The sequence below is a fragment of the Arthrobacter sp. NPDC055138 genome, assembly GCF_053607305.1.
On record NZ_JBSGTH010000006.1, the window covers coordinates 1 to 21,566 of the forward strand.

General features: G+C 67.6%; 19 protein-coding genes. 3 read left to right on the plus strand and 16 right to left on the minus strand.

The window, feature by feature from the left end; genetic code table 11:
- Nucleotides 1-283, plus strand: a 283-nt coding sequence (locus ACWF5H_RS14925; RefSeq protein WP_452037790.1) for a hypothetical protein, incomplete at its 5' end; no start/stop codon positions are given.
- A gap of 218 nt (nucleotides 284-501) precedes the next feature.
- On the opposite strand, the gene tyrS is transcribed toward ACWF5H_RS14925, so the two are convergent.
- From tyrS to argC, 12 genes are all read right to left on the minus strand, one after another.
- Nucleotides 502-1,818, minus strand: a complete 1,317-nt coding sequence (tyrS, locus tag ACWF5H_RS14930; protein WP_452037792.1) for a tyrosine--tRNA ligase — start codon at nucleotides 1,816-1,818, stop codon at nucleotides 502-504.
- A gap of 4 nt (nucleotides 1,819-1,822) precedes the next feature.
- Entirely contained in the window at nucleotides 1,823-4,081 is a 2,259-nt protein-coding gene (locus ACWF5H_RS14935; protein WP_452037793.1) for a HelD family protein, read from the minus strand.
- A 124-nt stretch (nucleotides 4,082-4,205) separates the two neighbouring features.
- Nucleotides 4,206-4,745, minus strand: a complete 540-nt coding sequence (locus tag ACWF5H_RS14940; RefSeq protein WP_127511673.1) for an adenine phosphoribosyltransferase — start codon at nucleotides 4,743-4,745, stop codon at nucleotides 4,206-4,208.
- A gap of 9 nt (nucleotides 4,746-4,754) precedes the next feature.
- The gene (locus ACWF5H_RS14945) at nucleotides 4,755-5,384 is read right to left on the minus strand and encodes a DNA-3-methyladenine glycosylase (protein WP_364652125.1); all 630 of its coding nucleotides are present in this window, start codon (nucleotides 5,382-5,384) and stop codon (nucleotides 4,755-4,757) included.
- Entirely contained in the window at nucleotides 5,384-6,373 is a 990-nt protein-coding gene (locus ACWF5H_RS14950; protein ID WP_452037796.1) for an SRPBCC domain-containing protein, read from the minus strand. The genes ACWF5H_RS14945 and ACWF5H_RS14950 overlap by 1 nt, the downstream gene beginning before the upstream one ends.
- Nucleotides 6,374-6,475: 102 nt before the next feature.
- Nucleotides 6,476-7,927, minus strand: coding sequence for an argininosuccinate lyase (gene argH, locus ACWF5H_RS14955; RefSeq protein ID WP_452037797.1), 1,452 nt, complete (start codon nucleotides 7,925-7,927; stop codon nucleotides 6,476-6,478).
- Between the two features lie 118 nt (nucleotides 7,928-8,045).
- Nucleotides 8,046-8,561 (minus strand): arginine repressor, encoded by a 516-nt coding sequence (locus ACWF5H_RS14960; protein ID WP_364652181.1) that lies wholly within the window; start codon nucleotides 8,559-8,561, stop codon nucleotides 8,046-8,048.
- A gap of 14 nt (nucleotides 8,562-8,575) precedes the next feature.
- Nucleotides 8,576-9,535 carry an ornithine carbamoyltransferase gene (argF, locus tag ACWF5H_RS14965; RefSeq protein ID WP_452037798.1) on the minus strand — a complete coding sequence of 320 codons (960 nt, stop codon included), beginning with the start codon at nucleotides 9,533-9,535 and terminating at the stop codon, nucleotides 8,576-8,578.
- On the minus strand, nucleotides 9,532-10,818 hold the full coding sequence (locus ACWF5H_RS14970; protein WP_452037799.1) for an acetylornithine transaminase: 1,287 nt from the start codon (nucleotides 10,816-10,818) through the stop codon (nucleotides 9,532-9,534). The genes argF and ACWF5H_RS14970 overlap by 4 nt, the downstream gene beginning before the upstream one ends.
- Entirely contained in the window at nucleotides 10,815-11,726 is a 912-nt protein-coding gene (gene argB, locus ACWF5H_RS14975) for an acetylglutamate kinase (protein WP_364652130.1), read from the minus strand. The genes ACWF5H_RS14970 and argB overlap by 4 nt, the downstream gene beginning before the upstream one ends.
- Before the next feature lie 6 nt (nucleotides 11,727-11,732).
- Complete coding sequence (argJ, locus tag ACWF5H_RS14980) at nucleotides 11,733-12,884, minus strand: bifunctional glutamate N-acetyltransferase/amino-acid acetyltransferase ArgJ (protein WP_364652131.1); 1,152 nt, start codon at nucleotides 12,882-12,884, stop codon at nucleotides 11,733-11,735.
- Nucleotides 12,881-13,912, minus strand: coding sequence for an N-acetyl-gamma-glutamyl-phosphate reductase (gene argC / locus ACWF5H_RS14985; RefSeq protein WP_452037800.1), 1,032 nt, complete (start codon nucleotides 13,910-13,912; stop codon nucleotides 12,881-12,883). Before argC ends, argJ begins: the two co-directional genes overlap by 4 nt.
- 187 nt (nucleotides 13,913-14,099) lie before the next feature.
- Between argC and ACWF5H_RS14990 the strand changes: the two genes are divergently transcribed.
- Entirely contained in the window at nucleotides 14,100-15,065 is a 966-nt protein-coding gene (locus ACWF5H_RS14990) for a quinone oxidoreductase family protein (RefSeq protein ID WP_452037802.1), read from the plus strand.
- A 237-nt stretch (nucleotides 15,066-15,302) separates the two neighbouring features.
- Here the strand turns inward: ACWF5H_RS14990 and ACWF5H_RS14995 are convergent, their stop codons facing one another.
- The 3 genes from ACWF5H_RS14995 to pheS all read right to left on the minus strand — a co-directional run bounded on the left by ACWF5H_RS14995 (nucleotide 15,303) and on the right by pheS (nucleotide 19,715).
- Entirely contained in the window at nucleotides 15,303-16,013 is a 711-nt protein-coding gene (locus ACWF5H_RS14995) for a 4'-phosphopantetheinyl transferase family protein (RefSeq protein ID WP_452037804.1), read from the minus strand.
- Between the two features lie 83 nt (nucleotides 16,014-16,096).
- Nucleotides 16,097-18,640, minus strand: a complete 2,544-nt coding sequence (pheT, locus tag ACWF5H_RS15000; RefSeq protein WP_452037806.1) for a phenylalanine--tRNA ligase subunit beta — start codon at nucleotides 18,638-18,640, stop codon at nucleotides 16,097-16,099.
- Between the two features lie 4 nt (nucleotides 18,641-18,644).
- Entirely contained in the window at nucleotides 18,645-19,715 is a 1,071-nt protein-coding gene (gene pheS / locus ACWF5H_RS15005; protein ID WP_127511685.1) for a phenylalanine--tRNA ligase subunit alpha, read from the minus strand.
- Nucleotides 19,716-19,823: 108 nt separating this feature from the next.
- On the opposite strand from pheS, the gene ACWF5H_RS15010 reads away from it, so the two are divergent.
- Nucleotides 19,824-20,276, plus strand: a complete 453-nt coding sequence (locus ACWF5H_RS15010) for a hypothetical protein (RefSeq protein ID WP_452037807.1) — start codon at nucleotides 19,824-19,826, stop codon at nucleotides 20,274-20,276.
- Between the two features lie 95 nt (nucleotides 20,277-20,371).
- Here ACWF5H_RS15010 and ACWF5H_RS15015 read toward each other — a convergent pair whose 3' ends face one another.
- The gene (locus tag ACWF5H_RS15015; RefSeq protein WP_452037808.1) at nucleotides 20,372-21,481 is read right to left on the minus strand and encodes a DNA polymerase IV; all 1,110 of its coding nucleotides are present in this window, start codon (nucleotides 21,479-21,481) and stop codon (nucleotides 20,372-20,374) included.
- Nucleotides 21,482-21,566: the final 85 nt, after the last annotated feature.

Below are 21,566 nucleotides of genomic sequence, written 5' to 3' on the forward strand. Positions count from 1 at the left end.
CACACCACAGGGGCGGCACGCCACGGCACTTCAACCAATAAATAATTGGTATCAACAAACTTGGCACACTATTGAGTTCTCAAACAACAGGAGCAAACGAATACTTCAGCAAAACAATTTCATTTTGGAATTCGCTTTGTTTTTTCTTCGTTGCGATGTTTCTACTTTATTTCATTCTTTTTCTTTCTGTCAAATCCGCGTTTCCGCTTCATTTACTTCAGAAAAAGCATGGTCCCAGCGAAAAACTGCAGCTGATTTGCCTGCGCACTGGACGCATGACTAACCGCTGCGTTTTATCGAAGGGATTTTGTCGCTGTCCGGTCGGCTGTTTCACAACCCGCGGCGGCGACTCAGAAAACATTACACGGCCCCGGCACCGCCCGCAAATCGTTGAAGCGTGATGCCCGCCACCGATGCGGAAGGGCCCGCCGTCGGCCTCCGAAACGGAGGAAAACAGCGGGCCCTTCGGTCAAGCCGTCGGTTGACGGCCAAGCGGCTTTCTCAGCCAGTCACTTCCACCATGGCAAGGGTGCGCTTGCCGCGGCGCATCAACAGGTACTTGCCGTGCAGCAACTGGTCTGCCCCGACGACGGTGTCCGGGTCGGTGATTTTCTGGTTGTTCACGTAGGCTCCGCCCTCCGCCACCGTCCGCCGTGCCGCCGAATTGCTGGCGGCCAGGCCGGACTGGACCAACAAGTCGATGATCCCGGTGGTCTCCGGTCCGGCAACTGCACTGGGCAGCTCAGCTGTAGCGGCAACCAGGGTGGACTCATCCAACTCGGCCAACTCTCCCTGCCCGAACAACGCCGAGGAAGCAGCGATCACCTTGTCGGTCGCATCGGTTCCGTGCACAATCGACGTCACCTCGTAGGCCAGCGTCCGCTGTGCTTCACGGGTGTGCGGCCGCTCGGCCACCGCTCGTTCGAGCTCTTCGATTTCCTCCCGCGAACGGAAGGTGAAGACCTTGAGCCGCTGCACCACGTCGGCGTCGGCCGTATTGAGCCAGAACTGGTACATGGCATAGGGGCTGCACATGTCCGCATCCAGCCAGATGGCGTTGCCCTCGCTCTTACCGAACTTGGTTCCGTCCGAGTTGGTGATCAAGGGCGTGCCGATCGCGTGGACAGCGCTGCCTTCCACCTTGCGGATGAGTTCGATGCCGCTGGTCAGGTTGCCCCACTGATCCGATCCGCCGGTCTGCAGGATGCAGCCGTACTGCCGGAACAGCTCCAGGTAGTCCATGCCCTGCAAGATCTGGTAGCTAAATTCCGCGTAGCTGATGCCCTCGTCGGAGTTCAGTCTGGAGGCGACGATGTCCTTCTTGACCATGGTGCCGACGCGGTAGTGCTTTCCGATCTCGCGCAGGAAATCGAGCACGCTCATCGGAGCAGTCCAGTCAAGGTTGTTGACCATTCGCGCGGCGTTATCACCGTCGAAGTCAAGGAAGCGCTGGACCTGGCCCTTCAGGCGGTCCACCCACTCGGCAACCGTTTCCTTGGTGTTCATGGTGCGCTCGGCGGTGGGCCTGGGATCGCCGACCAGTCCGGTGGAGCCGCCCACGAGTCCCAGCGGCTTGTGCCCGGCCAGTTGCAGCCGGCGCATGGTGAGCAGCTGGACCAGATTGCCCAGGTGCAGGCTGGGCGCCGTCGGGTCGAAGCCGCAGTAATACGTCACTGGGTCCCCCGCCAGCAGTTTCTCCAGTTCAGCCTCGTCGGTTGAAACGTGGACAAGACCGCGCCACTTCAGCTCCTGCCAGACGTTGGCGAAACCAGGGTCGTTGCTTTGCGAAGCGAGAAACGTATTATTCACGGATTCCAAAATATCAGCCTTCAATTCCCTCTGGGACGTCGCCCTCGGCCAACAGCCGCAGCCGCTGGGTCGGACGGGTCATGGCCACGTAGAGGTCGCCGACGCGGCCGCCGGTGCGGTGCAGTAGTTCACCGGGTTCGAGTACCACCACGGCGTCGAACTCCAGGCCCTTGGCCTCCTGCGGGCCCAGCACACTGATGTCCTGTTCCAGCCCGCCCGCGCCGCCGCCTACGCGGCGGCCGTAGACTGCGGCCAATGCGCTCCGGACCTCCTGCAGCTGACGATCGGCGGCGATGACCGCCAGCAGGCCGCCGTTGGCAGCATCGAGTTCCTCGGGCATGACCTCCAGCAAGTGTTCAACCATGCGGCCGGCCGGCACCCGGTCCACCACCGGCTGCCAGCGCCCGTCGCGCACGGCTTTCGGAGCCGACACCACCTGGCCGGCGGCGTTCGCCATCCGTACCGCCGCCTGGGCAATCTGCGATGGCGTGCGGTAGTTCACGGTCAGTTCTTCAAGCTGCCAGCGGCTGCCCGCAAACGGCTCGAGTGCCTGTTGCCAGGATTCTGCGCCGGCCGCCGAGCTGGTTTGCGCGATATCGCCGACCACGGTAAACGACTTGAGCGGGCAGCGGCGCATCAGCAGGCGCCACTGCATGGCTGACAGCTCCTGCGCCTCGTCGACCACGATGTGTCCGAAGGCCCACGTGCGGTCGCCGGCGGCTCGTTCAGCGGCGGTGAGACGGTTTTGCTGTGCTTGGTTGTACCCCGCCAGGTCCTCCGCGCTGACCAGCCCGTTGATCCCGATGTCACGCAGCGACTGGTCAACGTTGCGCAGCGACTGCTCGGCATTGGCGATGTCGCGGGCACGGTCTGCGTCCTGCTGGGCCTTGTCACGCCCGGACGAGGCATCCATCTCGCCGAGCAGCTCGGCGGCCTCGTCGAGCAGCGGCACATCGGATTCGGTCCACGGCGCATCCGGGGAGCGCAACAGCACGGCGCGTTCGGCATCGGTCAGTTCCGGGGTTGCAGCCTCGAGATGGGCCGGCTTGCTGAGCAATTCCCGGATCAGCTTTTCCGGCGTCAACGGCATCCACGCCAGATTCAGCGCCACCCGGACATCGCGCGACGTCCGGACGTCTTCGGCCAGATAGGCGCGGTCCGCATTGTTGCCCGGTCCCGAGGACTCTTCCAGGGCTTCGCGCAGCTGGTCGGTCAGCTCGCGCAGCAGGATCTTCACGAAGGTCACCCGGGCGGCGTTGTGAGGTTTGCCGGTGGCCCGCGCGCGGTCCCGCGCCCGCGCCACCTGGCGCGGGGTCAGGGTCAAGATGGTGCCCTCGACGTTGAGCTTGCGCGGCTCCGCCGGCAGCCTCTGCCGGTTGGCTACCGCGTTGGCCACGACGTCGGCCATGGACAAACGGCCCTTGATCTCGGCCGCGGCGGGGTCGGTTTCCGGCACGGCGCGGATTCCGGGCATCAGCCCACCGAGTGTTGACATGACTACGCCGGTTTCACCCAGCGAGGGCAGCACACGCTCGATGTACTTCATGAAGGAGTTCGACGGTCCCACTAGCAGCACGCCGGCGGACTTCAGCCGTTCGCGGTGGGAGTACAAAAGGTACGCCGCGCGGTGCAGGGCGACGGCGGTCTTGCCTGTTCCGGGGCCGCCCTGGACCACAAGGATCCCCGGCATCGGTGCCCGGATAATGCGGTCCTGTTCGGCCTGGATGGTTCCGACGATGTCGGACATGGCACCGGTGCGCTTGGAGTTGAGCGCGGCCAGCAAGGCACCTTCGCCCTGCAGCGCCGCACCTTCGGCGAGCATGGTCGAATCGAGCACGTCGTCTTCAATGCCCTTGACCTGGTGCCCTTGCAGGATCAGGTGCCGGCGCCGCCGCACGCCCAGCCGTTCGAAGGCAGTGGCCTGATAAAACGCTCCGGCTTCGGGCGCACGCCAGTCCACCATCAACTGCTGCAGGTCCTTGGTGCTGAGTCCGATACGTCCGATGTAGCGGCGGTCGCCGTCGTCCAGATCGAGGCGGCCGAACACCAAGCGGTCATCAACGGCGTTAAGCTGGGCCAGACGGTCCTCATACATGGTCGCGAACGCGTCGCGTTCGGAAATGTTCTGCATACTGCCCACTGCGCCGCTGCCGCGGACCCGGGCCAACTGCTCCTGTTTTTCGGCGCGCAGTTCTTCCAGCCGGCGGTACAGTCCGGCCACGTAGGTGCGCTCATGTTCAAGCTCGGCGTGGGCCGAAAGCGATTCTGGCATGTGTGTTATCCCTCCCCAAAAGGCAGACCGTCCATTCTACTACCGGGACGGTAGATTTTCCTGCGAGCAGAACGACGGCGGGCGGGCGCGCACCCTGTCCGTTCGCCGCCAGCGGAGTTAGTGGCTACTCGCGGACCAGCGAACGGATGCGGTGTCCCGCCAAGGCGGACCTGCCGCGCAGTGCCGAGAGCTCGAGGACCACGCCAAATCCGGCCACCTGGACTCCGGCCCGTTCAAACAGCCGGCAGGCGGCGCCGAGCGTGCCGCCGGTTGCGAGCACGTCGTCGAGGATCAGCACCCGCGAACCCGGCAACAGATCGTCCGCATGGATTTCCAGCGTGGCGGTGCCGTACTCCAGCGTGTAATCCTCGGAGATGGTTTTTCGGGGCAGTTTGCCCTTCTTCCGCACCGTGACGACGCCGGTGCCGGAGGCATAAGCGGCAGCGGCCGACAGCAGGAAGCCGCGGGCCTCCACACCGGCCACGGCGTCGAACTGGCCCTGGAACGGGTCGATCAAGGCATGCACCACTGCGTGCAGCGCTTCCCCGTCAGCGAATACAGGAGTCAGGTCCCGGAAGACGACGCCGGGCTGCGGATAATCCCGGACGGTCTCCGAAAGACGGTTGACCAAGGTTTCAACTGATTCGCGAGGGCGTTCATTCACCCGTCTACCCTACCCGCTGCCGGCACGGCGCCGCGGTTTCGCGGCCCGATACGGCGAGACGGTTGGGTCACCTTCCAGCCAAAAGCGCCACGGGTAAGCATCGGTGCCGCCCTCACCGCTGACGCCTACCCGCGGCCCGGTCCGCACGTGCTGATGCGATGCTTGGACCGCCGGTCGGGTCAGTGCCAAGCCGCCGGCCGCGACGGCGCGGCCATTGTCCGCCAACTCCAGCCCCAAGGCCACGGCCAGCCGGGCCGGCCCCCGCGCCAACTCGGCATCCCGCTTGGCCGAGGTCCGCCGGCTGCGGGCCAGATCCAGGCCTTCGGTGACTTCTCCGGCGCGGAGCAAGGCGGCGGTGGCCTGGCCTTCGTGGCCGCACACGATGTTCACGCAATGGTGCATCCCGTAGGTGAAGTAGACGTAGATATGCCCCGGCGGGCCGAACATCACCTTGTTCCGGTTGGTCAGGCCTCGGAAGGCATGCGAGCCCGGATCGTGCTCCCCCATGTAGGCCTCCACCTCGGTGAGACGCACCGCAACGGTCCCTTCCGCCGTCGTGTGCGCCAACCGGGCACCGAGCAGCCCCGGAGCCACCTCCACGGCGGGCCGGCCCAGCCAGCGCAGCAGAGCTGCATCCACTAGGCGGGTTGGAAGCGCTGGTAAAAGCGGGCCAAGGCTTCACGCCGGTGCGCCGAGTCATGTACCTGCCCACCGCCGAGCACCGTGGCCAGCGCGTCCAGCCGCATGTGCCAGCTGGCCATCAGGCTCCCCGCCGGGATTTCCCGGCCGAGGTTGTGGACCAAGGTCAGGCGGGTCCTGCCGTCCTCCGGTTCCAGCATCCAGTGCACGGTGCCGGTGCCTTCCGGGGCGGCCCAGGTGTAGTCAAGCCTGCTGCCCGCGAGCACATACTCGACGTCTCCGGTGACGTTCCGTCCCGGCAGATTGAATTCGACCGCGCCGCCGGCCTGCAGCTCCACCCGACCGGGTCCGAGCCACACCTTGAACAGGTCCGGCTCGGTCAAGGCCTCCCAGACCCGGTCCCGGCCGGCGTCGAGCAACCGTTCGAAGCGAAGGCACGTGTGGCCGGAATCGCTCTCCACCGTGCCCATCGAATGCGAGAGCTGGTACAGGCGCGAGTACGCCTCCCGCAGCGGGGTCCAACGGTCAATTTCCGTCTCCGGCCGGCGTCCGGCCGCGACCTCGGCCAGCGCGTCCAGGATGGTCTGCCAGCCGGCGCTGCCTTCGGTCAGGAATTCGGGCCCCTCGGCGCGCGACCGGAACTGCAGCAACGTTCCGCCGTCGCTTTCCAGCACCCGCCATTCAATCACCGACTCCTGGCCGAGCTCGTCCTCCCACGTGATCTGCAGGCTCAGCGGCGGGTTCAGCTGCAGCACCGTGCCGCTGGACATGCCACCGCCCAGAACCAGCTCGTAGGTGCGGCCCAGCTCCCAATCGGCGTCCAGCGTGCCGAGCCACTTGGCGACGTTCTCCTTCTCTGCCAGCAGGCTCCAGATGTAAGTGTGCGGGTAGTCGAGTTGGCGGTCGAAGGCCAAGACGTAATCCCCGTCCACACGCTCGATCCGGCCCTCCGGAACCAGTTTTTCCTCGTCCTGGCTCAGCGTCGACATGCTCGCTCCCTCGGCTCAGTAGCTATGCCCCAACGCTTCACAAACTACCGCAGAGACATTTGCTACCGGTCGGTAACTTATGTCGGCGTCGGTCCGCGAAGGCTAGCCGCGGTTCCCGCCGGCGTAGTCCCGCGCGCTGGCGAGGCCGGCCTGGAGCGCCTCGATCTGGGCTGCCACGGCGCTCGGTGCGGTGCCGCCCTGCGAACTGCGGCTGGCCAGCGAACCTTCCACGGTCAGCACCTCACGCACCCGCGGGCTCAGCTGCGGCGAAATGGCGGCGAACTCCTCGTCCGTCAGGTCCCAGAGTTCGACGCCGCGGCTCTCGGCCTGCTTGACCGCGGCACCGGAGAGCTCGTGGGCTTCGCGGAACGGTACGCCCTGCCGGACCAGCCATTCGGCAATGTCGGTGGCCAGCGCAAATCCCTGCGGGGCCAGCGCTTCCAGCCGCTCAGTGTTGAAGACCAGGGTCTCGATCATGCCGGCGACGGCGGGCAGCAGGAGTTCCAGGGTGTCTGCGGCGTCGAAGACAGGCTCCTTGTCTTCCTGCAGATCGCGATTGTAGGCCAGCGGCAGGCCCTTGAGCGTGGCCAGCAAACCGGTCAGGTCGCCGATCAGCCGGCCAGCTTTGCCGCGGGCCAGCTCCGCAACGTCCGGATTCTTCTTCTGCGGCATGATGGACGAGCCCGTGGAGTAGGCGTCGTCCAGAGTCACAAAGGAGAATTCCTTGGTGGCCCAGAGGATGACTTCCTCGGAGATGCGCGACAGGTCCACGCCGATCATCGCCGAGACCCAGCTGAATTCGGCGAAGACGTCGCGCGAGGCGGTTCCGTCGATCGAGTTCCAGGCGGCGGAGTCGAAGCCGAGGTCGGCGGCGACGGCGTTGGGGTCCAGTCCCAGCGAGGAACCGGCCAGGGCGCCGGAGCCGTACGGCGAGACCGCGGCCCGCTTGTCCCAGTCGGCCAGGCGCTGCACATCGCGCAGCAGCGCCCAGGCATGGGCCAGCAGATGGTGCGACAGCAGCACCGGCTGGGCGTGCTGCAGATGGGTGCGGCCGGGCATCGCAACGTCCGGGTGCCGGCGGGCCTGGGCGAGCAGCGCGTCGATGGTTGCCAGCACTCCGCTGGCAATGATCCGTGCGTGGTCGCGCAGGTACATCCGGCCCAGGGTGGCGATCTGGTCGTTGCGCGAACGCCCGGCGCGGAGCTTGCCGCCCAGCTGCGTACCAGCCCGTTCGATCAGCCCGCGCTCAAGCGAGCCGTGGACGTCTTCGTCCGACTCGGCGGCCGCGTAGGCACCCGCGCGAACATCGTCGTCGAGTTGGCCCAGGGCAGCAAGCATGCCCTCGAGTTCGGCGTCGTCCAGCAGCCCCGCCTTGTGCAGCACCTTGGCGTGCGCGCGCGAACCGGCGATGTCGTAGTGCGCCAGGCGCCAGTCGAAGTGCGTCGACTTGCTCAGCGCCGCCAGCGCGTCGGCCGGCCCGCCGGCGAAACGGCCACCCCAGAGGGCACCTTCGTTGGTGTGCCCGGCTGCGCCGGTGTTCGGATCCTGCGTCACGTTGTCTTCCCTTTCCGCCAGGTCGCCCTGGTGACGGTTCCGCGCGCTGCCGTGCCGGCCGGCGGAGATGGCTTGCCGCCGTGGCGGCGGCCGTTGCTTTGCGTTTAGGTTATTGCGTTCAGGCGTTGCGCGACGAGTCGTCGGCGAACTGCAGGAACCGTGCCGCGAGGGCGGCGCCGCCGGTCGGGTCCCGCGTCACCAGCAGGACCGTGTCGTCTCCCGCGATGGTGCCCAGGACCGACGGCATGACCGAATGGTCGATGGCCAGCGCCAGGAAGTTGGCCGCACCCGGCGGCGTGCGCAGCACCACCAGGTTGGCGGAGGCTTCGGCCGTCACCAGCAAATCCGCGCACAGCCGGGCCAGCCGGGCGTCCAGGATCTCCTGGGTGAGCCCGCTTTGCGGCGCACGTTCGCCGCCCTCGCTGGGCACCGCGTAGATCAGGCCGCCGTCCTGGCCGCGCACCCGCACCGCGCCCAGTTCCACCAAGTCGCGGGAGAGCGTGGCCTGGGTGACCTGCACGCCTTCGTCCGCCAGCCGGGCCGCCAGTTCGGCCTGCGAGCGCACCGATTCGCCGGTCAGGATCGCGGTGATCTTGGCCTGGCGGGCGGTCTTGGTGGCCGGCATCGTATTCATGGCCTGGTCCGCCTTCATACCCTGGCCAACGGTGCCAGCGACGACTTATCCATCAGCCATGCCATCAGCGCCTTCTGTGCGTGCAACCGGTTTTCCGCTTCGTCCCAGACCACCGACTGCGGGCCGTCGATTACTTCGGCAGAAATCTCGTAGCCGCGGTAGGCCGGCAGACAGTGCAGCACGACGGCATCTTCGGCGGCCAGATCCAGCGCGGCTTGATCCACCGCGTAGTCCTTGAACAGCTCCAGCCGCTGCGCCTTTTCGTCTTCCTGTCCCATCGAGACCCAGGTGTCGGTGGCGATCACGTCCGCCCCGGCCAGCGTCTGCGCCGGATCAGTGCTGACCAGGACGGATCCGCCGGTTTCGGCGGCCCTGGCCTCGGCTTCGGCCACCACGGACTCAGCCGGCAGGTAGCCTTCCGGTCCGCCGATCCGCACATGCATGCCGGCGGTGACACCGGCGAGCAGGTACGAGTTGGCCATGTTGTTGGCAGCATCGCCCAGGTAAGCCATGGTGAGCCCGGCCAGCTTGCCCTTGTGTTCTTGGACGGTCAGCAGGTCCGCCAGCAGCTGGCAGGGGTGGTAATCGTCGGACAGCGAGTTGATCACCGGCACCCGGGACAGGGCAGCCATCTCCTCCAGCCCGGAGTGGGCATAGGTCCGCCAGACCACCGTGGAGACCATCCGTTCCATCACCTTGATGGTGTCGGATACGGATTCCTTGTGTCCCAGCTGGGATTCGCCGGGATTGATGATCAGCGGGACACCGCCCAGATCCGAGATCCCGCTGGCGAAGGACACCCGGGTGCGCGTCGAGGTCTTGTCGAAAATCACGGCCACGGTCTTCCGTCCGGCCCCGTCGCCGGCGAACGGCTGATACCGGTACGGGAACTGCTTCATCTCCGCGGCCAACTGCAGTACTTCGGCCTGCTCGGCCGGGGTAAGGTCGGTGTCCTTGAGGAAGTGGCGGGTCATGAGGCGTCCTTGCTGGTGGCGGCGGCGCGGGCGGCCGCGGTGGTCAGGATGTCCGGCAGCGCGGCGGTGAATCGGGCGGCCTGCTGTGCGGTCAGGATCAGCGGCGGGGCCAGCCGCAGGGTGCGCGGAGAAGGGCTGTTGATGATGAAGCCGGCGTCCAGTGCTGCCTCCACCGCGGCGGCGGCAATGTCGGCGTCCAGGTCGAACCCGATCAGCAGGCCCTCGCCGCGGACCTCCACCACGTGGTCGACGCCGGCCAGCTGCTCGCGCATCTTGTCCCCGAGCTCCGAGACGTGGGCCAGCAGCCCGCGCGACTCGATGGCGTGCAGGGTAGCCAGCCCGGCCGCCGTGGCCACCGGGTTGCCGCCGAAGGTGGTGCCGTGCTGGCCAGCGGTCAAGAGGCTTGAAGTCTCCGCACCGAAGGTCAGCAGCGCACCGACCGGGAGTCCGCTGCCCAGGCCCTTGGCCAGTGTGATGGCGTCGGGAACGATCCGTTCGCCGCCGGCCACCTTGCCTTGGAACGCGAACCAGTTGCCGGTCCGGCCGACGCCGGACTGCACCTCGTCCAGAATCAGCAGCGCGCCGGCAGCCGTGGTGGCTTCCCGTGCGGCCTTCAGATAACCCTCCGGCAGCGACCGGACACCCACCTCGCCCTGGATCGGTTCGAGCACGACGGCGGCCACCGTCTCATCGACGGCGGCGCGCAGTGCGTCTTCATCACCGAAGGGTAGGTGGACCACACCGCCCGGCATCGGTTCGAAGGGTTCGCGGTAGGCCTGCTTGGCCGTCAGCGCCAAGGCACCCATGGTGCGGCCGTGGAAGGCACCCTCCAGTGCGATGATCTTGGTCCTCGTCGGGCTGGAGTTGCGCCGGGCCAGCTTGAACGCCGCTTCGTTGGCTTCGGTGCCGGAGTTGGCGAAGAACACCTTGGAGCCGGCCGGAGCGCCGGCCAGCTCCAACAGCCGTTCGGCCAGCGCGATCTGTGCCGGACTGGTGAAAAAGTTTGAGACATGGCCGAGGGTGGACAGCTGGTCGGCGACGATGCCGGTCAGGAATTCGTCGGCGTGGCCGAGCGCATTCACCGCGATGCCGCCGAGCAAGTCCAGGTATTCCTTGCCATCGGCGTCCCAGACGGTGCACCCTTTGCCTCGCACCAGCACGCGCTGCGGGGTCCCGAAGACACCCATCAGCGATTCGCGGTACTTCTCCAGCAACTGTTTGCCGTCCAGTCCGGCCAGGCCGGCCAAGTCGGCCGCCGTGGACACTGCGTGGGCCGTGTTCATGATTCGTCTCCGTCCGGAACAATCTGGGTGCCGATGCCGGCTGCGGTGAATATTTCCAGCAGGATGGAGTGCGGCATCCTGCCATCGACGACGGCGGCACGCTCCACTCCCCCGTCGACCGCCTTCAGGCAGGCCTCCATCTTGGGAATCATGCCGGATTGCAGCCCCGGCAGCAGTCCGCGCAGTTCCCCCGCCGTGAGCGACGATATCAACGAGGACTTGTCCGGCCAGTTCGCATACAGCCCCTCGACGTCGGTGAGGATGACCAGCCGCGAGGCGTGCAGGGCGTCAGCGACCGCAGCGGCCGCGGTATCCGCATTGACGTTGAGCACCTGGTTGGTGCCTTCGCCGTCGCCGCCGATTTCCGGTGCCACGGTGGAGATCACCGGGATCCGGCCGGCGTCGAGCAGATCCAGGATGGCCGACGGATTGACGCCGACCACTTCGCCGACCAGGCCCAGATCGACCTCCTCGCCGTCCACCACCGTGCCGGTGCGCACCGCTTGCAGCAGCCCGCCGTCCTCCCCGGAAAGTCCCACAGCGTACGGTCCGTGCGAATTGATCAGGCCCACCAGTTCCCGGCCCACTTGTCCGGTGAGCACCATCCGGACCACGTCCATGGCTTCGGGAGTGGTGACCCGCAGTCCGCCCTTGAACTCCGATTCGATGCCGAGCCGGGAGAGCATGGCGTTGATCTGCGGTCCGCCGCCGTGGACCACCACAGGCTTGATGCCCGCGTGGTGGAGGAACACGATGTCTTCGGCGAATGCCTGCCGCAGTTCGTCGTTGACCATGGCGTTGCCGCCGTATTTGATCACCATGGTGGTGCCGGCGAACCGTTGGATCCACGGCAGCGCCTCGATCAGCGTGGCGGCCTTGTCCTGGGCCATCAGCATTGTGTTCTTCATCGGTCCTCAGCTGGAGTAGGCGGAATTCTCATGCACGTACTCGTGCGTGAGGTCGTTGGTCCAGATGGTTGCGCTCTCGCCGCCGGCCTGCAGGTCGATCACCACGGTCACGTCGCGGCCGCTCAGGTCCACCAGGTCGCGGGACGCGCCCACACCCCCGTTGCGGCAAACCGGGACGCCGTTCATGCTGACGTTCAGCTGGTCCGGTTCGAAGACGGCGTCGGTGGTGCCCACCGCCGAGAGCACCCGGCCCCAGTTCGGGTCGTTGCCGAAAATGGCCGTCTTGAACAGGTTGGAGCGGGCCACCGCCCGGCTGACCGTTTCCGCGTCCCGCTCGGAGGCGGCGTTGATCGTGGTGACGGCGATGTCGTGGCTGGCGCCCTCGGCATCGGTGATCAACTGCCGGGCCAGGTCTGCACACACTCCGGTCAGGGCAGCGGTGAAGTCCTCGCTCCCGGGAACCACGCCGGAAGCGCCCGAAGACAGCAGCACCACGGTGTCATTCGTGGACATGCAGCCGTCCGAGTCGGTCCGGTCGAAGGTGACCCGGGTTGCCTCGCGCAGGGCCGCCTGCAGCGCCGCCGGTGCGAGCTCGGCGTCAGTGGTGATGACCACCAGCATGGTGGCCAGTCCCGGTGCCAGCATGCCGGCGCCCTTGGCCATGCCGCCGATGCTGTAGCCGTCGCCGGCGAACACCGCCTGCTTCGGCACGGTGTCGGTGGTCATGATCGCCCCGGCCGCGGCGGCTCCGCCGTCGTCGGACAAGGCAGCCGCCGCCGCTTCGACCCCGGGCAGCAGCTTCTCCATTGGCAGCTGCTCGCCGATCAGTCCGGTGGAGCACACCACCACATCGCCTGCGGAGATGCCGAGCAGGGCGGCGGTTTTCTCGGCGGTGGCGTGGGTGTTCTGGAAGCCCTCGGCGCCGGTGCAGGCGTTTGCACCGCCGGAATTGAGCACCACGGCGTCGGCCCGGCCATCGCTGATCGCTTGCCGCGACCAGTGCACCGGGGCGGCAGCCACCCGATTCGAGGTGAAGACGGCAGCCGCCGCCTGCTGCGGTCCGTCATTGACCACCAGGGCGACGTCGGGCTTGCCGGAGGCCTTCAGGCCGGCGGTGGCGGCGGCGGCGCGGAATCCTTTGGGTACGGTAACGCTCACGGTGCAATCCCCTGGAGGGTCAGGCCGGCGGTCTCCTCGAGACCAAGGGCAATGTTCATGGACTGGATGGCGCCGCCGGCTGTTCCCTTGGTGAGGTTGTCGATGGCGCAGGTGGCGACAACGCGGCCGGCGTGTTCGTCGAAGGCCAACTGCAGGACGGCGTGATTGCTGCCCTGCACGGACTTGGTGTGCGGCCACTGGCCCTCGGGCAGCAGGTGCACGAACGGTTCGTCGGCGTAGGCGGACTCCCAGGCGGCGCGCAGTTGTCCGATACCAGTGCCCGGCTTGACCCGTGCGGTGGCCGTAGTCAGGATGCCGCGGCTCATCGGCGCCAGCGTCGGGGTAAAGGAGATCGTGACCGATTCGCCGGCAGCTGCCGAGAGTCCCTGTTCGATTTCCGGGGTGTGCCGGTGGCCTCCGCCGACGCCGTAGGGGCTCATGCCGCCCATGACCTCCGAGCCAATCAGGTTCACCTTGGCGGCTTTGCCCGCACCTGATGTACCGGAGGCGGCAACGATCACCACGTCCTCGGGCTCCAGCAGCCCGGCGGCAAAGCCGGGTGTCAGTGCCAGCAGCGAACTGGTGGGATAGCAGCCAGGCACGGCGATCCGGCGGGCTCCCTGCAGCTTGTCCCGGTGGCCGGGAAGTTCCGGCAGGCCGTACGGCCAGCTGCCTGCATGGGCCGAGCCGTAGAACTTCTCCCAGGCCATCGGATCCACCAGCCGGTGGTCGGCGCCGGCGTCCACCACCAGCGTGTCCGCCGGCAGCGCGGCAGCAATCTCCGCGCTGGCACCGTGCGGGAGGGCCAGGAACACCACGTCGTGCCCGGCCAGGTTCTCCACGGTGGTGTCGACCAAGACCCTGTCCGCCAACGAATGCAGGTGCGGCTGCAGGCCGCCCAGCCGCGAGCCGGCATTGCTGTGCGCTGTGATCGCCCCGATCGAGACGTCGGGATGGCCGGCCAGCAGGCGGAGGACCTCGCCGCCTGCGTAACCGCTGGCACCAGACACTGCAACCTTAATAGTCATGACGACCAGCATACAGCAAAAGTATTCACAAGACAGGATAATTATGCATTGAAGGTCCAGGCAGCCGCCCACCGTCGCAGCTGGCGGAGGGTCGCGGGCAAGCGCCTACGATGTAATCAGAGCCGGCCGGTACGCGACCAGTCTAGCCGCCGGCAACGACTCCCCCCGAGTGTTAAGGAGACCCGAGATGGCCAAGGCAATCGTGGCTGCCGCTCCCGGCGGCCCGGAAGTACTGCAACTGCAGGACGTCGAGGTCCCGCAACCGGGCCCGGGCGAGCTGCTGGTGAAGGTGGCCGCAGCCGGCGTGAACTTCATTGACACCTACGAACGCAGCGGTGTCTACAACGTCGGCTTCCCCTACACTCCCGGCGCCGAGGCCGCGGGCACGGTGGAAGCCGTCGGCGATGGCGTCGAGGAGTTCGCGGCGGGAGACCGCGTGGCCTTCGCCGAGGGCTCGCGTACCTATGCCGAATACACCGTGGTGTCCGCCGAGGCCGCCCTTCCGGTGCCCGAGGGAGTGGACAACGACGTGGCTGCTGCGATCCCGCTCCAGGGCATGACCGCGCACTACCTCATAAACTCCAGCTTCAAGGTCCAGCCGGGCCAGACGGTACTCACCCACGCCGGCGCCGGCGGCGTGGGCCTGATCCTGACGCAGTTGCTCAAGGCCAGGGGTGCCCGGGTGATCACCACCGTATCCACCGACGAAAAGGAGGGGCTGGCCCGCAGCGCGGGCGCGGACGAAGTTCTGCGCTACGACGGATTCGAGCGCCAGGTGCGCGACCTGACCGGCGGCACCGGCGTGGACGTGGTCTATGACGGCGTCGGCAAGACCACCTTCGACGGCTCGCTGGCCAGCCTCCGCACCCGCGGCATGCTGGTGCTCTTCGGCGGCGCGTCCGGCCAGGTGCCGCCGTTCGATCTGCAGCGGCTCAACCAAGGCGGGTCGCTCTTCGTCACCCGCCCCAAACTGAAGGACCATCTGCTCTCCCCGCAGGAACGGCGCTGGCGCTCCAGCGAATTGTTCGACGCCGTAGTGTCCGGCCAGCTTAACCCCCGGGTGGGTCGGAAATACCCCTTGGCCGAGGCCGCGCAGGCGCACGAGGACTTGCAGGCCCGCCGCACCACCGGCAAGCTGCTGCTGGTGCCTTAAGGACGCGCGGTCCACCGCCGGCCCGCGTGCACCACGGGCGCGACGGGAGGCGGGCCGACGGTCCGCGATCTTGCCTTCGCCTGGCGATGGGCGACGAAACGTTCTTCGGGCTGCTGCGCCGCTGGTGCACCGCGAATGCGCACGGATCCGTGGACGCCACGGCGTTTCTCGCACTCGCCGATGCGGAATGGGGCACCGGCGGGCGGCCGGCTGAGCACTTGCTGGCGCCCTGGCTTTTCAGCCTTGGACTACCGCGATTTCCCGGTAGGTGATCTTCGGGTCGGCCGACCCGCCGACCGCCAGCGCTGCGGCGAGGCCAGGCGGCACGGCCGCGCCGGCCTCCGTCAAGGCCAGGTCCAGCAGTTGCAGGCCCGGACGGTCCCCTGCTTCGCCGGGCCAGCTGGACAGCCGAGGTTCACCGTCGGCGCCGGCGACGCCGATCGTGTCCGGCGACAGTCGCAGCCCGTGGCCGGTGGACTTCAGCACCGCCTCTTTCCTGGTCCAGAGCTGAGCCCTCAGCCGGCGCGGATCGACCGCCTGGTCCACCAGCGGCCGCTCGGAGGGGGTGAGCATGACGGCGTCAATATTGTCCTCCGGCCGGAAAGCGTCATCACCTGCGTCCTCGATGTCGACCCCGAGCAGCACGGGACGGAAAGACAGCGCGGCCAGCAGCCACCGCCCGGACCGTGCGTAGCTCAGGCGGGCGGCCGCCGGAGCACCGTCCAGCAGCAGCTGCGGCTGGCCATGCCGGCCATCATTGCCGCGCTGGCAGTTGCGGCAGTCAAACGAGAGCCGCATCCGGTCGGCGTCCACGTTCAGTTCCTGCGCCGCCAGCAGACGGACGGCTTCACGTGTGCGTGTGCGGATGCTGGGTCGCCGGTCCGGCTCGCTGTCAGCCGCGAACCCGTCCTGCAGCTGCACCAACTGCAGTATCACCTGGGCCTTCATGCGTTACTTTTCCCTTTCCCCCACGACGGCGGGGCCCACCTGGGTCGGTGGGCCCCGCCGTCGTTATTCACTTCAGTAGCCGGTTAGCGCTGGACGGCGCCGCAGCGGGCCGCGGCCAGCTCCACGGCTTGTGCCCGTGCCGCTGATGCCTCGTCGGCGGTCAGCGTGCGGTCGTCCGCGCGGAACCGCAGCCCGAAGGCCAGCGATTTCTTGCCGGGTTCGATTCCGGTGCCGGAATACACGTCGAACAGGGCGATGTCCTCCAGCAGTTCACCGGCGCCTTCACGCAGCGCCTCGCGGACCGCTTCGGCCGGAACTGAAGAGTCCACCACCAGGGCCACGTCCTGGGTGGAGAGCGGGAAGGTGGACAGCGGCTTGGCCACGATCACATCCGCGGCGGCCTCGAAGAGAGCCTCGCCGTTCAGTTCCATGGCGGCGGTACGTGCCGGCAGGTCCAGGTCCGCCAGCAGCTTCGGATGCAGCTCGCCGGCGTAGCCCACCACCTCGCCGGTGCGCAAGGTGAGCTGTGCGGTGCGGCCGGGGTGGAAGGCCTGGTGCCCGCCCTGGGCGACCACGAGGTCGACGCCGAGGATGTCGCCGACGGTCAGCGCGGCATCCACCGCGTCGGACCATTCCCAGGCACGCGGGGTGAACCCGGCGCCGGGGGCGGCCTCGTGTCCGGTCAAGACGGCGCCCACGTGCCACGGCTGCTCCGGGATGCCGGCCAACAGCTCCTCCAGCACCTCCTCGGACGGCTTGACGCCCAGCGGCGGCAGCACGGGTGACCCAACCTTCTCGCCGGGCAGGAACACCAGGCCGCCTTCGAACAGCGCCAGATCGCGGAAGCCACGGGAGTGGTTGCGGCGGGCAGTCTCCAGCAGGCCGGGAAGCAGGCTGGTGCGCAGATAGCCGAATTCGGCCGAGATCGGGTTCGCCAGCTTCACCGCGGCCACCTCGGAGCCGGTCCGGGGTGCGCCGAAGGTTGTGTTCTGCTCCGTGGAGACGAACGGGTAGTTGAGCACCTCGGTCAGGCCCGCGTCGGCCAGCGACTGCAGCACGCGGCGGCGCTGCTGCTGGCCCCGGGTGAGGCCGCGGCCCGGCGGTGCCACCGGAAGGGTGGCCGGAATCCGGTCGTAGCCCACCAGCCGGGCGATCTCCTCGACCAGGTCTTCCTTGATCGCCAGGTCTGGACGCCAGCTCGGCGCGGTGACGCGCAGTCCGCCGTCGTACTGTTCGATCGAGGCACCGATCCCGGTCAGGGCCGTTTCGATCTGCTCGGCGCTGTAGTCGAAGCCGATCAGGCGGGAGGCGAATCCGTCCGGCAGCTCGATCACCATCGGTGCGGGGCGCGTTCCGGCGTCCGTTGCCGTGGTGTCGGCGGTGCCGCCGGCGAGTTCCACCAGCAGGTCCACGGCACGCTGCGCCGCCTCATCCGCCACTTCCCAGTCCACGCCGCGCTCGTTGCGCTTGGAGGCCTCCGACGGCAGCTTGTGCCGGCGCCGGGTGCGGCCCATGGAGACGTCGTCGAAGTGGGCGGACTCGATGAGCACGTTGGTGGTGCCGTCCCCGACTTCGGTTTCCGCGCCGCCCATCACGCCGGCCAGCCCGATGGCGCCGCGGTCGTCGGTGATCAGCAGGTCCTCGGTGGAGAGCTTGCGCTCCTTGCCGTCCAGCGTCACCAGGGTCTCCGCCGGGTTGGCCCGGCGGACCACGATGGGACCCTGCAGCTTGTCCACGTCGTAGAAGTGCAGCGGCTGTCCCAGTTCCAGCATGACGTAGTTGGAGATGTCCACCACCAGCGAGATGGAGCGCATGCCCGCCAGGCGAAGCCGCGAGGCCATCCACTGCGGGGTGGGGCGCGAGGCGTCGACGCCGCGGACTGCGCGGGCCACGAACCGGTCGCAGCCGGGCTTGCCGTACACCGGGGCCTGGTCTTCGAGCCGGACGGGGTAGCCCTCGCCGCTCGCTTCGGCAACCTCGACCTGCGCGGCCGGATCGGTGAAGGAGGTTCCGGTGGCGAGCGCGTATTCGCGGGCCACGCCCCGGATGGAGAAGCAATATCCGCGGTCAGGCGTCACGTTGATCTCGGCAGCCTCGTCGGTCAGGCCGAGCAGTTCCATCGCGTCGGTGCCAATTTCCGGGTCGAGGCCCAGCCGGGAGAGCACAATGATGCCGTCGTGGTCGTCGCCGATGCCGAGTTCGCGGGCGGAGGCGATCATGCCGGCGGAGGTGTGGCCGTAGGTCTTGCGCGGGGTGATCCGGAAGTCTCCGGGCAGGACGGCGCCGGGCAGCGTCACCACTACCTTGTCACCGGCCTCGAAGTTGTGGGCACCGCAGACAATGCCCTGCACGCCGGACGGGTCGATCCCGTCGCCGGTGAGCTGCTGCTCGGCGCCCTCCGGCACCACGCGGACGTGGCACCAGTTGATGGTCTTGCCGTTGGTCTGCGGTTCCTTAACCGCATCCAGGACCTGTCCCACCACGATCGGCCCGGAGACCGAGTCGGACGGACGGTGGACATCTTCTTCTTCGAGGCCAACCGTAACGAGGTCGGCCATGACGTCCTCGGCGGTTGCGTCAACGGGAACCTGCGCGTACTCGCGCAGCCAGGAAAGGGGAATACGCATTCTTCTAGATCTCCATCCCGAAGTGCTGGCTGAAGCGGACGTCGCCTTCGATCATGTCGTGCATGTCCGGGACGTCGTTGCGGAACATGAGGGTGCGTTCAATGCCCATGCCGAAGGCGAAGCCGGAGTAGACCTCCGGATCGATGCCGGCCGCGCGCAGCACGTTCGGGTTGACCATGCCGCAGCCGCCCCACTCGATCCAACGCGGGCCGCCCTTGGCACCCGGGTGCCAGATGTCCATCTCGGCGGAGGGCTCGGTGAACGGGAAGTACGCCGGACGCAGCCGGATTTTCGCCTCGGCACCGAACATCTGCCGGGAGAAGTGCTCCAGAGTGCCGCGCAGGTCGGCCATGGTCAGGCCCTTGTCCACGGCCAAGCCCTCGAACTGGTGGAACACCGGTGTGTGGGTGGCGTCCAGCTCGTCGGTGCGGAAGGTCCGGCCAGGGCAGAGCACGTACACGGGCAGGTCCCGTTCCAGCATGGAACGGACCTGCACCGGAGAAGTGTGGGTGCGCAGCACCAGGTGTGCTTCCGGCGGCTCCACAAAGAACGTGTCCTGCATCTCGCGCGCCGGGTGGTCCGGCTTGAAGTTCAGGGCGTCGAAGTTGAACCACTCGGATTCAACTTCCGGGCCTTCGGCGATCTCCCAGCCCATGCCCACAAAGATGTCGCTGACCCGCTCCTGCAGCGTGGAGAGCGGATGCCGGGCACCGGCACGACGGCGGCGCGGAGCCGCAGTGACATCCACGGCTTCCTCGACCAGGATCTGCGCTTCGCGCTCGGCTTCCAGCTCTGCGGTGCGGGCAGCCAGCGCCTGGTTGATGCGTCCGCGGGCCGGGCCAATGATCTTGCCGGCGGCCGCTTTGTCTTCTTTGGCCAGCTTGCCGATTTCTCGGTTGGCAAGGCTCAGCGGAGACTTCTCGCCGACGTGGGCGAGACGGGCCGTCTTGAGTTCGTCCAGGTCTGAGGCGGCCTTAAAAGCCATCATCGCCTGCTCGACGGCGGCGGCGACTGCCGCTTCATCGAGCGGGCTCGGCACGAGCTGCTCCTGGGCTGGGGGTGTCACGTCAGACATGTGCTGTTGGGACCTCGGAATAGGTTAAAGGGTTTCCGCCCGCGCACGGGCAACCACACCAGTCTAGTTCACCGGCGGGCACCGGCCCGAAACGCCTACGATGGGTGCATGACGCCGTTGGAGAAGCTGCGTGCCGGCTGGAACCTGCTCAACGGGTCCACGCTGGCCGGACTGGGCCTGGCCGCGGCGGCGCGCTGCAGCCTGGCCCGCGGCCCGAAGGGCCTGATCCTGGCCCACGGTTACCGGCCCCGGCTGCCCAAGGCCTCCGCTTTCACGGTGGGCAATGTGGTGCTCCTCCGCCGGGCTGCCGCAGGCTTGGCCGACAGCCCGCTGCTCTTGGCCCATGAGTCACGCCACAGCACGCAATACGCGCTCTGCCTCGGCCTGCCGTTCCTGCCGCTCTACGCCTGTGCCGCACTGTGGTCTTTGTGGCGGACCGGCGATCCGGCGTCGCGGAACTTGTTCGAACGGCACGCGGGCCTGCGCGCCGGCGGCTACACCGAACGGACGGTCCGGCGGGGGCCGGGCCGACGCCGCGATCCGGCCGCTCCGGTGGTGTGACCCCCGGCCCACGCGGTCCCCGGGTCCTCCGGCCGACTAGTCCCCCGATGCACCATGTACCGGCGCACCATGTACCGGCCCGCGGCGCGACGCCATCACCAACCGCCGCGCGTCGGGGTATGTCCCTGACGGGCGCCGTCGGGCATTGCCATTTCGGCCCGCAGTCCGAGGAGCCGGATCGGGCGGCCCGTTTCGATAGCACCTGCCAGCTCCAAGACCCGCGTGAGGATGTCGTCCCGGTCGAAAGTCTCGGGAACCTTCTTCGCGTGGGTCTTGGTGATGAACGGCGCATACCGAACCTTGAGGGTCAGCCCAACCACGGGCCGCCCTTCGGCCACAACATCTTCAAGCACTCGCGCCGTCAGCTCCCTCACTGCGTCGTCCACCTCGGCAGGCTCGGTCAGGTCGCGCTGGAAGGTGGTCTCCCGGCTATGCCCGCGGGCAATCCACGGGGTGTCATCCACAATGCTGGCGCCGTCTCCCCGCCCGAGCTCCGCATACCAGGGACCCATCCTCGGGCCGAACTCCGGAACCAGGTCTTGTGGGTCGCTCGCGGCGAGGTCGGCGACGGTATTGATGCCGAGCTTGGCCAGCCGTCCGGACACTTTGGTGCCGACGCCCCAGAGGTCCTTGGTTGGCCGGCTGCCCATGACGTCGAGCCAGTTCCCGGCGGTGAGACGGAAGACTCCGGCGGGCTTTCCGAAACCGGTAGCGACCTTGGCCCGAACCAAGGTGTCGCCGATGCCGACGCTGCAATGCAGCCGGGTTCGTTCCAAAACAGCGGCCTGCACCTGCCGGGCGTACGCTTCCGGATTGTCCGTCTCGGTGCCCATAAAGGCTTCATCCCAACCCAGCACCTGCACGGTGGCGCCGGGCTGCGCGCGCAAGGTAGCCATCACCGTTTCTGACGCCGCGAGGTAGGCCTCGTGATCGACGGGCAGGATCACCGCCTCCGGCACTTTCCGGGCAGCAATGCGCAGAGGCATTCCGGAACCCACACCAAACGCCCTGGCCTCGTAGGATGCGGTCGACACGACGGCTCGTTCTGTGGGGTCGCCCCGACCGCCGACGATGATCGGCTTGCCCTTAAGCTCCGGCCGCCGAAGCACCTCCACGGCCGCGATGAACTGGTCGAGATCGACGTGCAGCACCCACCGGATTCCGCTCACGTCATCAGTCTGCACTAAACATCCCCGTGCGGGCATCGGTTCTCCGCCCGGCTTGTCCATCTCCGCGCGGGATCGACTTCCCCACCCCCGCTCCAGCGCTGCGCAACCATTAGAAGATGTG

Bases quoted from the DNA above. Each gene is read 5' to 3' on its own strand.
- ACWF5H_RS14950 (WP_452037796.1), bottom strand. From the start codon at position 6,373: ATGTCGACGCTGAGCCAGGACGAGGAAAAACTGGTTCCGGAGGGCCGG.
- pheS (WP_127511685.1), bottom strand. From the start codon at position 19,715: ATGTCTGACGTGACACCCCCAGCCCAGGAGCAGCTCGTGCCGAGCCCG.
- ACWF5H_RS14935 (WP_452037793.1), bottom strand. From the start codon at position 4,081: ATGCCAGAATCGCTTTCGGCCCACGCCGAGCTTGAACATGAGCGCACC.
- ACWF5H_RS14970 (WP_452037799.1), bottom strand. From the start codon at position 10,818: ATGAACACGGCCCACGCAGTGTCCACGGCGGCCGACTTGGCCGGCCTG.
- ACWF5H_RS15010 (WP_452037807.1), top strand. From the start codon at position 19,824: ATGACGCCGTTGGAGAAGCTGCGTGCCGGCTGGAACCTGCTCAACGGG.
- ACWF5H_RS14995 (WP_452037804.1), bottom strand. From the start codon at position 16,013: ATGAAGGCCCAGGTGATACTGCAGTTGGTGCAGCTGCAGGACGGGTTC.
- ACWF5H_RS14960 (WP_364652181.1), bottom strand. From the start codon at position 8,561: ATGAATACGATGCCGGCCACCAAGACCGCCCGCCAGGCCAAGATCACC.
- ACWF5H_RS14990 (WP_452037802.1), top strand. From the start codon at position 14,100: ATGGCCAAGGCAATCGTGGCTGCCGCTCCCGGCGGCCCGGAAGTACTG.
- argF (WP_452037798.1), bottom strand. From the start codon at position 9,535: ATGACCCGCCACTTCCTCAAGGACACCGACCTTACCCCGGCCGAGCAG.
- argC (WP_452037800.1), bottom strand. From the start codon at position 13,912: ATGACTATTAAGGTTGCAGTGTCTGGTGCCAGCGGTTACGCAGGCGGC.
- pheT (WP_452037806.1), bottom strand. From the start codon at position 18,640: ATGCGTATTCCCCTTTCCTGGCTGCGCGAGTACGCGCAGGTTCCCGTT.
- ACWF5H_RS15015 (WP_452037808.1), bottom strand. From the start codon at position 21,481: ATGCCCGCACGGGGATGTTTAGTGCAGACTGATGACGTGAGCGGAATC.
- argB (WP_364652130.1), bottom strand. From the start codon at position 11,726: ATGAAGAACACAATGCTGATGGCCCAGGACAAGGCCGCCACGCTGATC.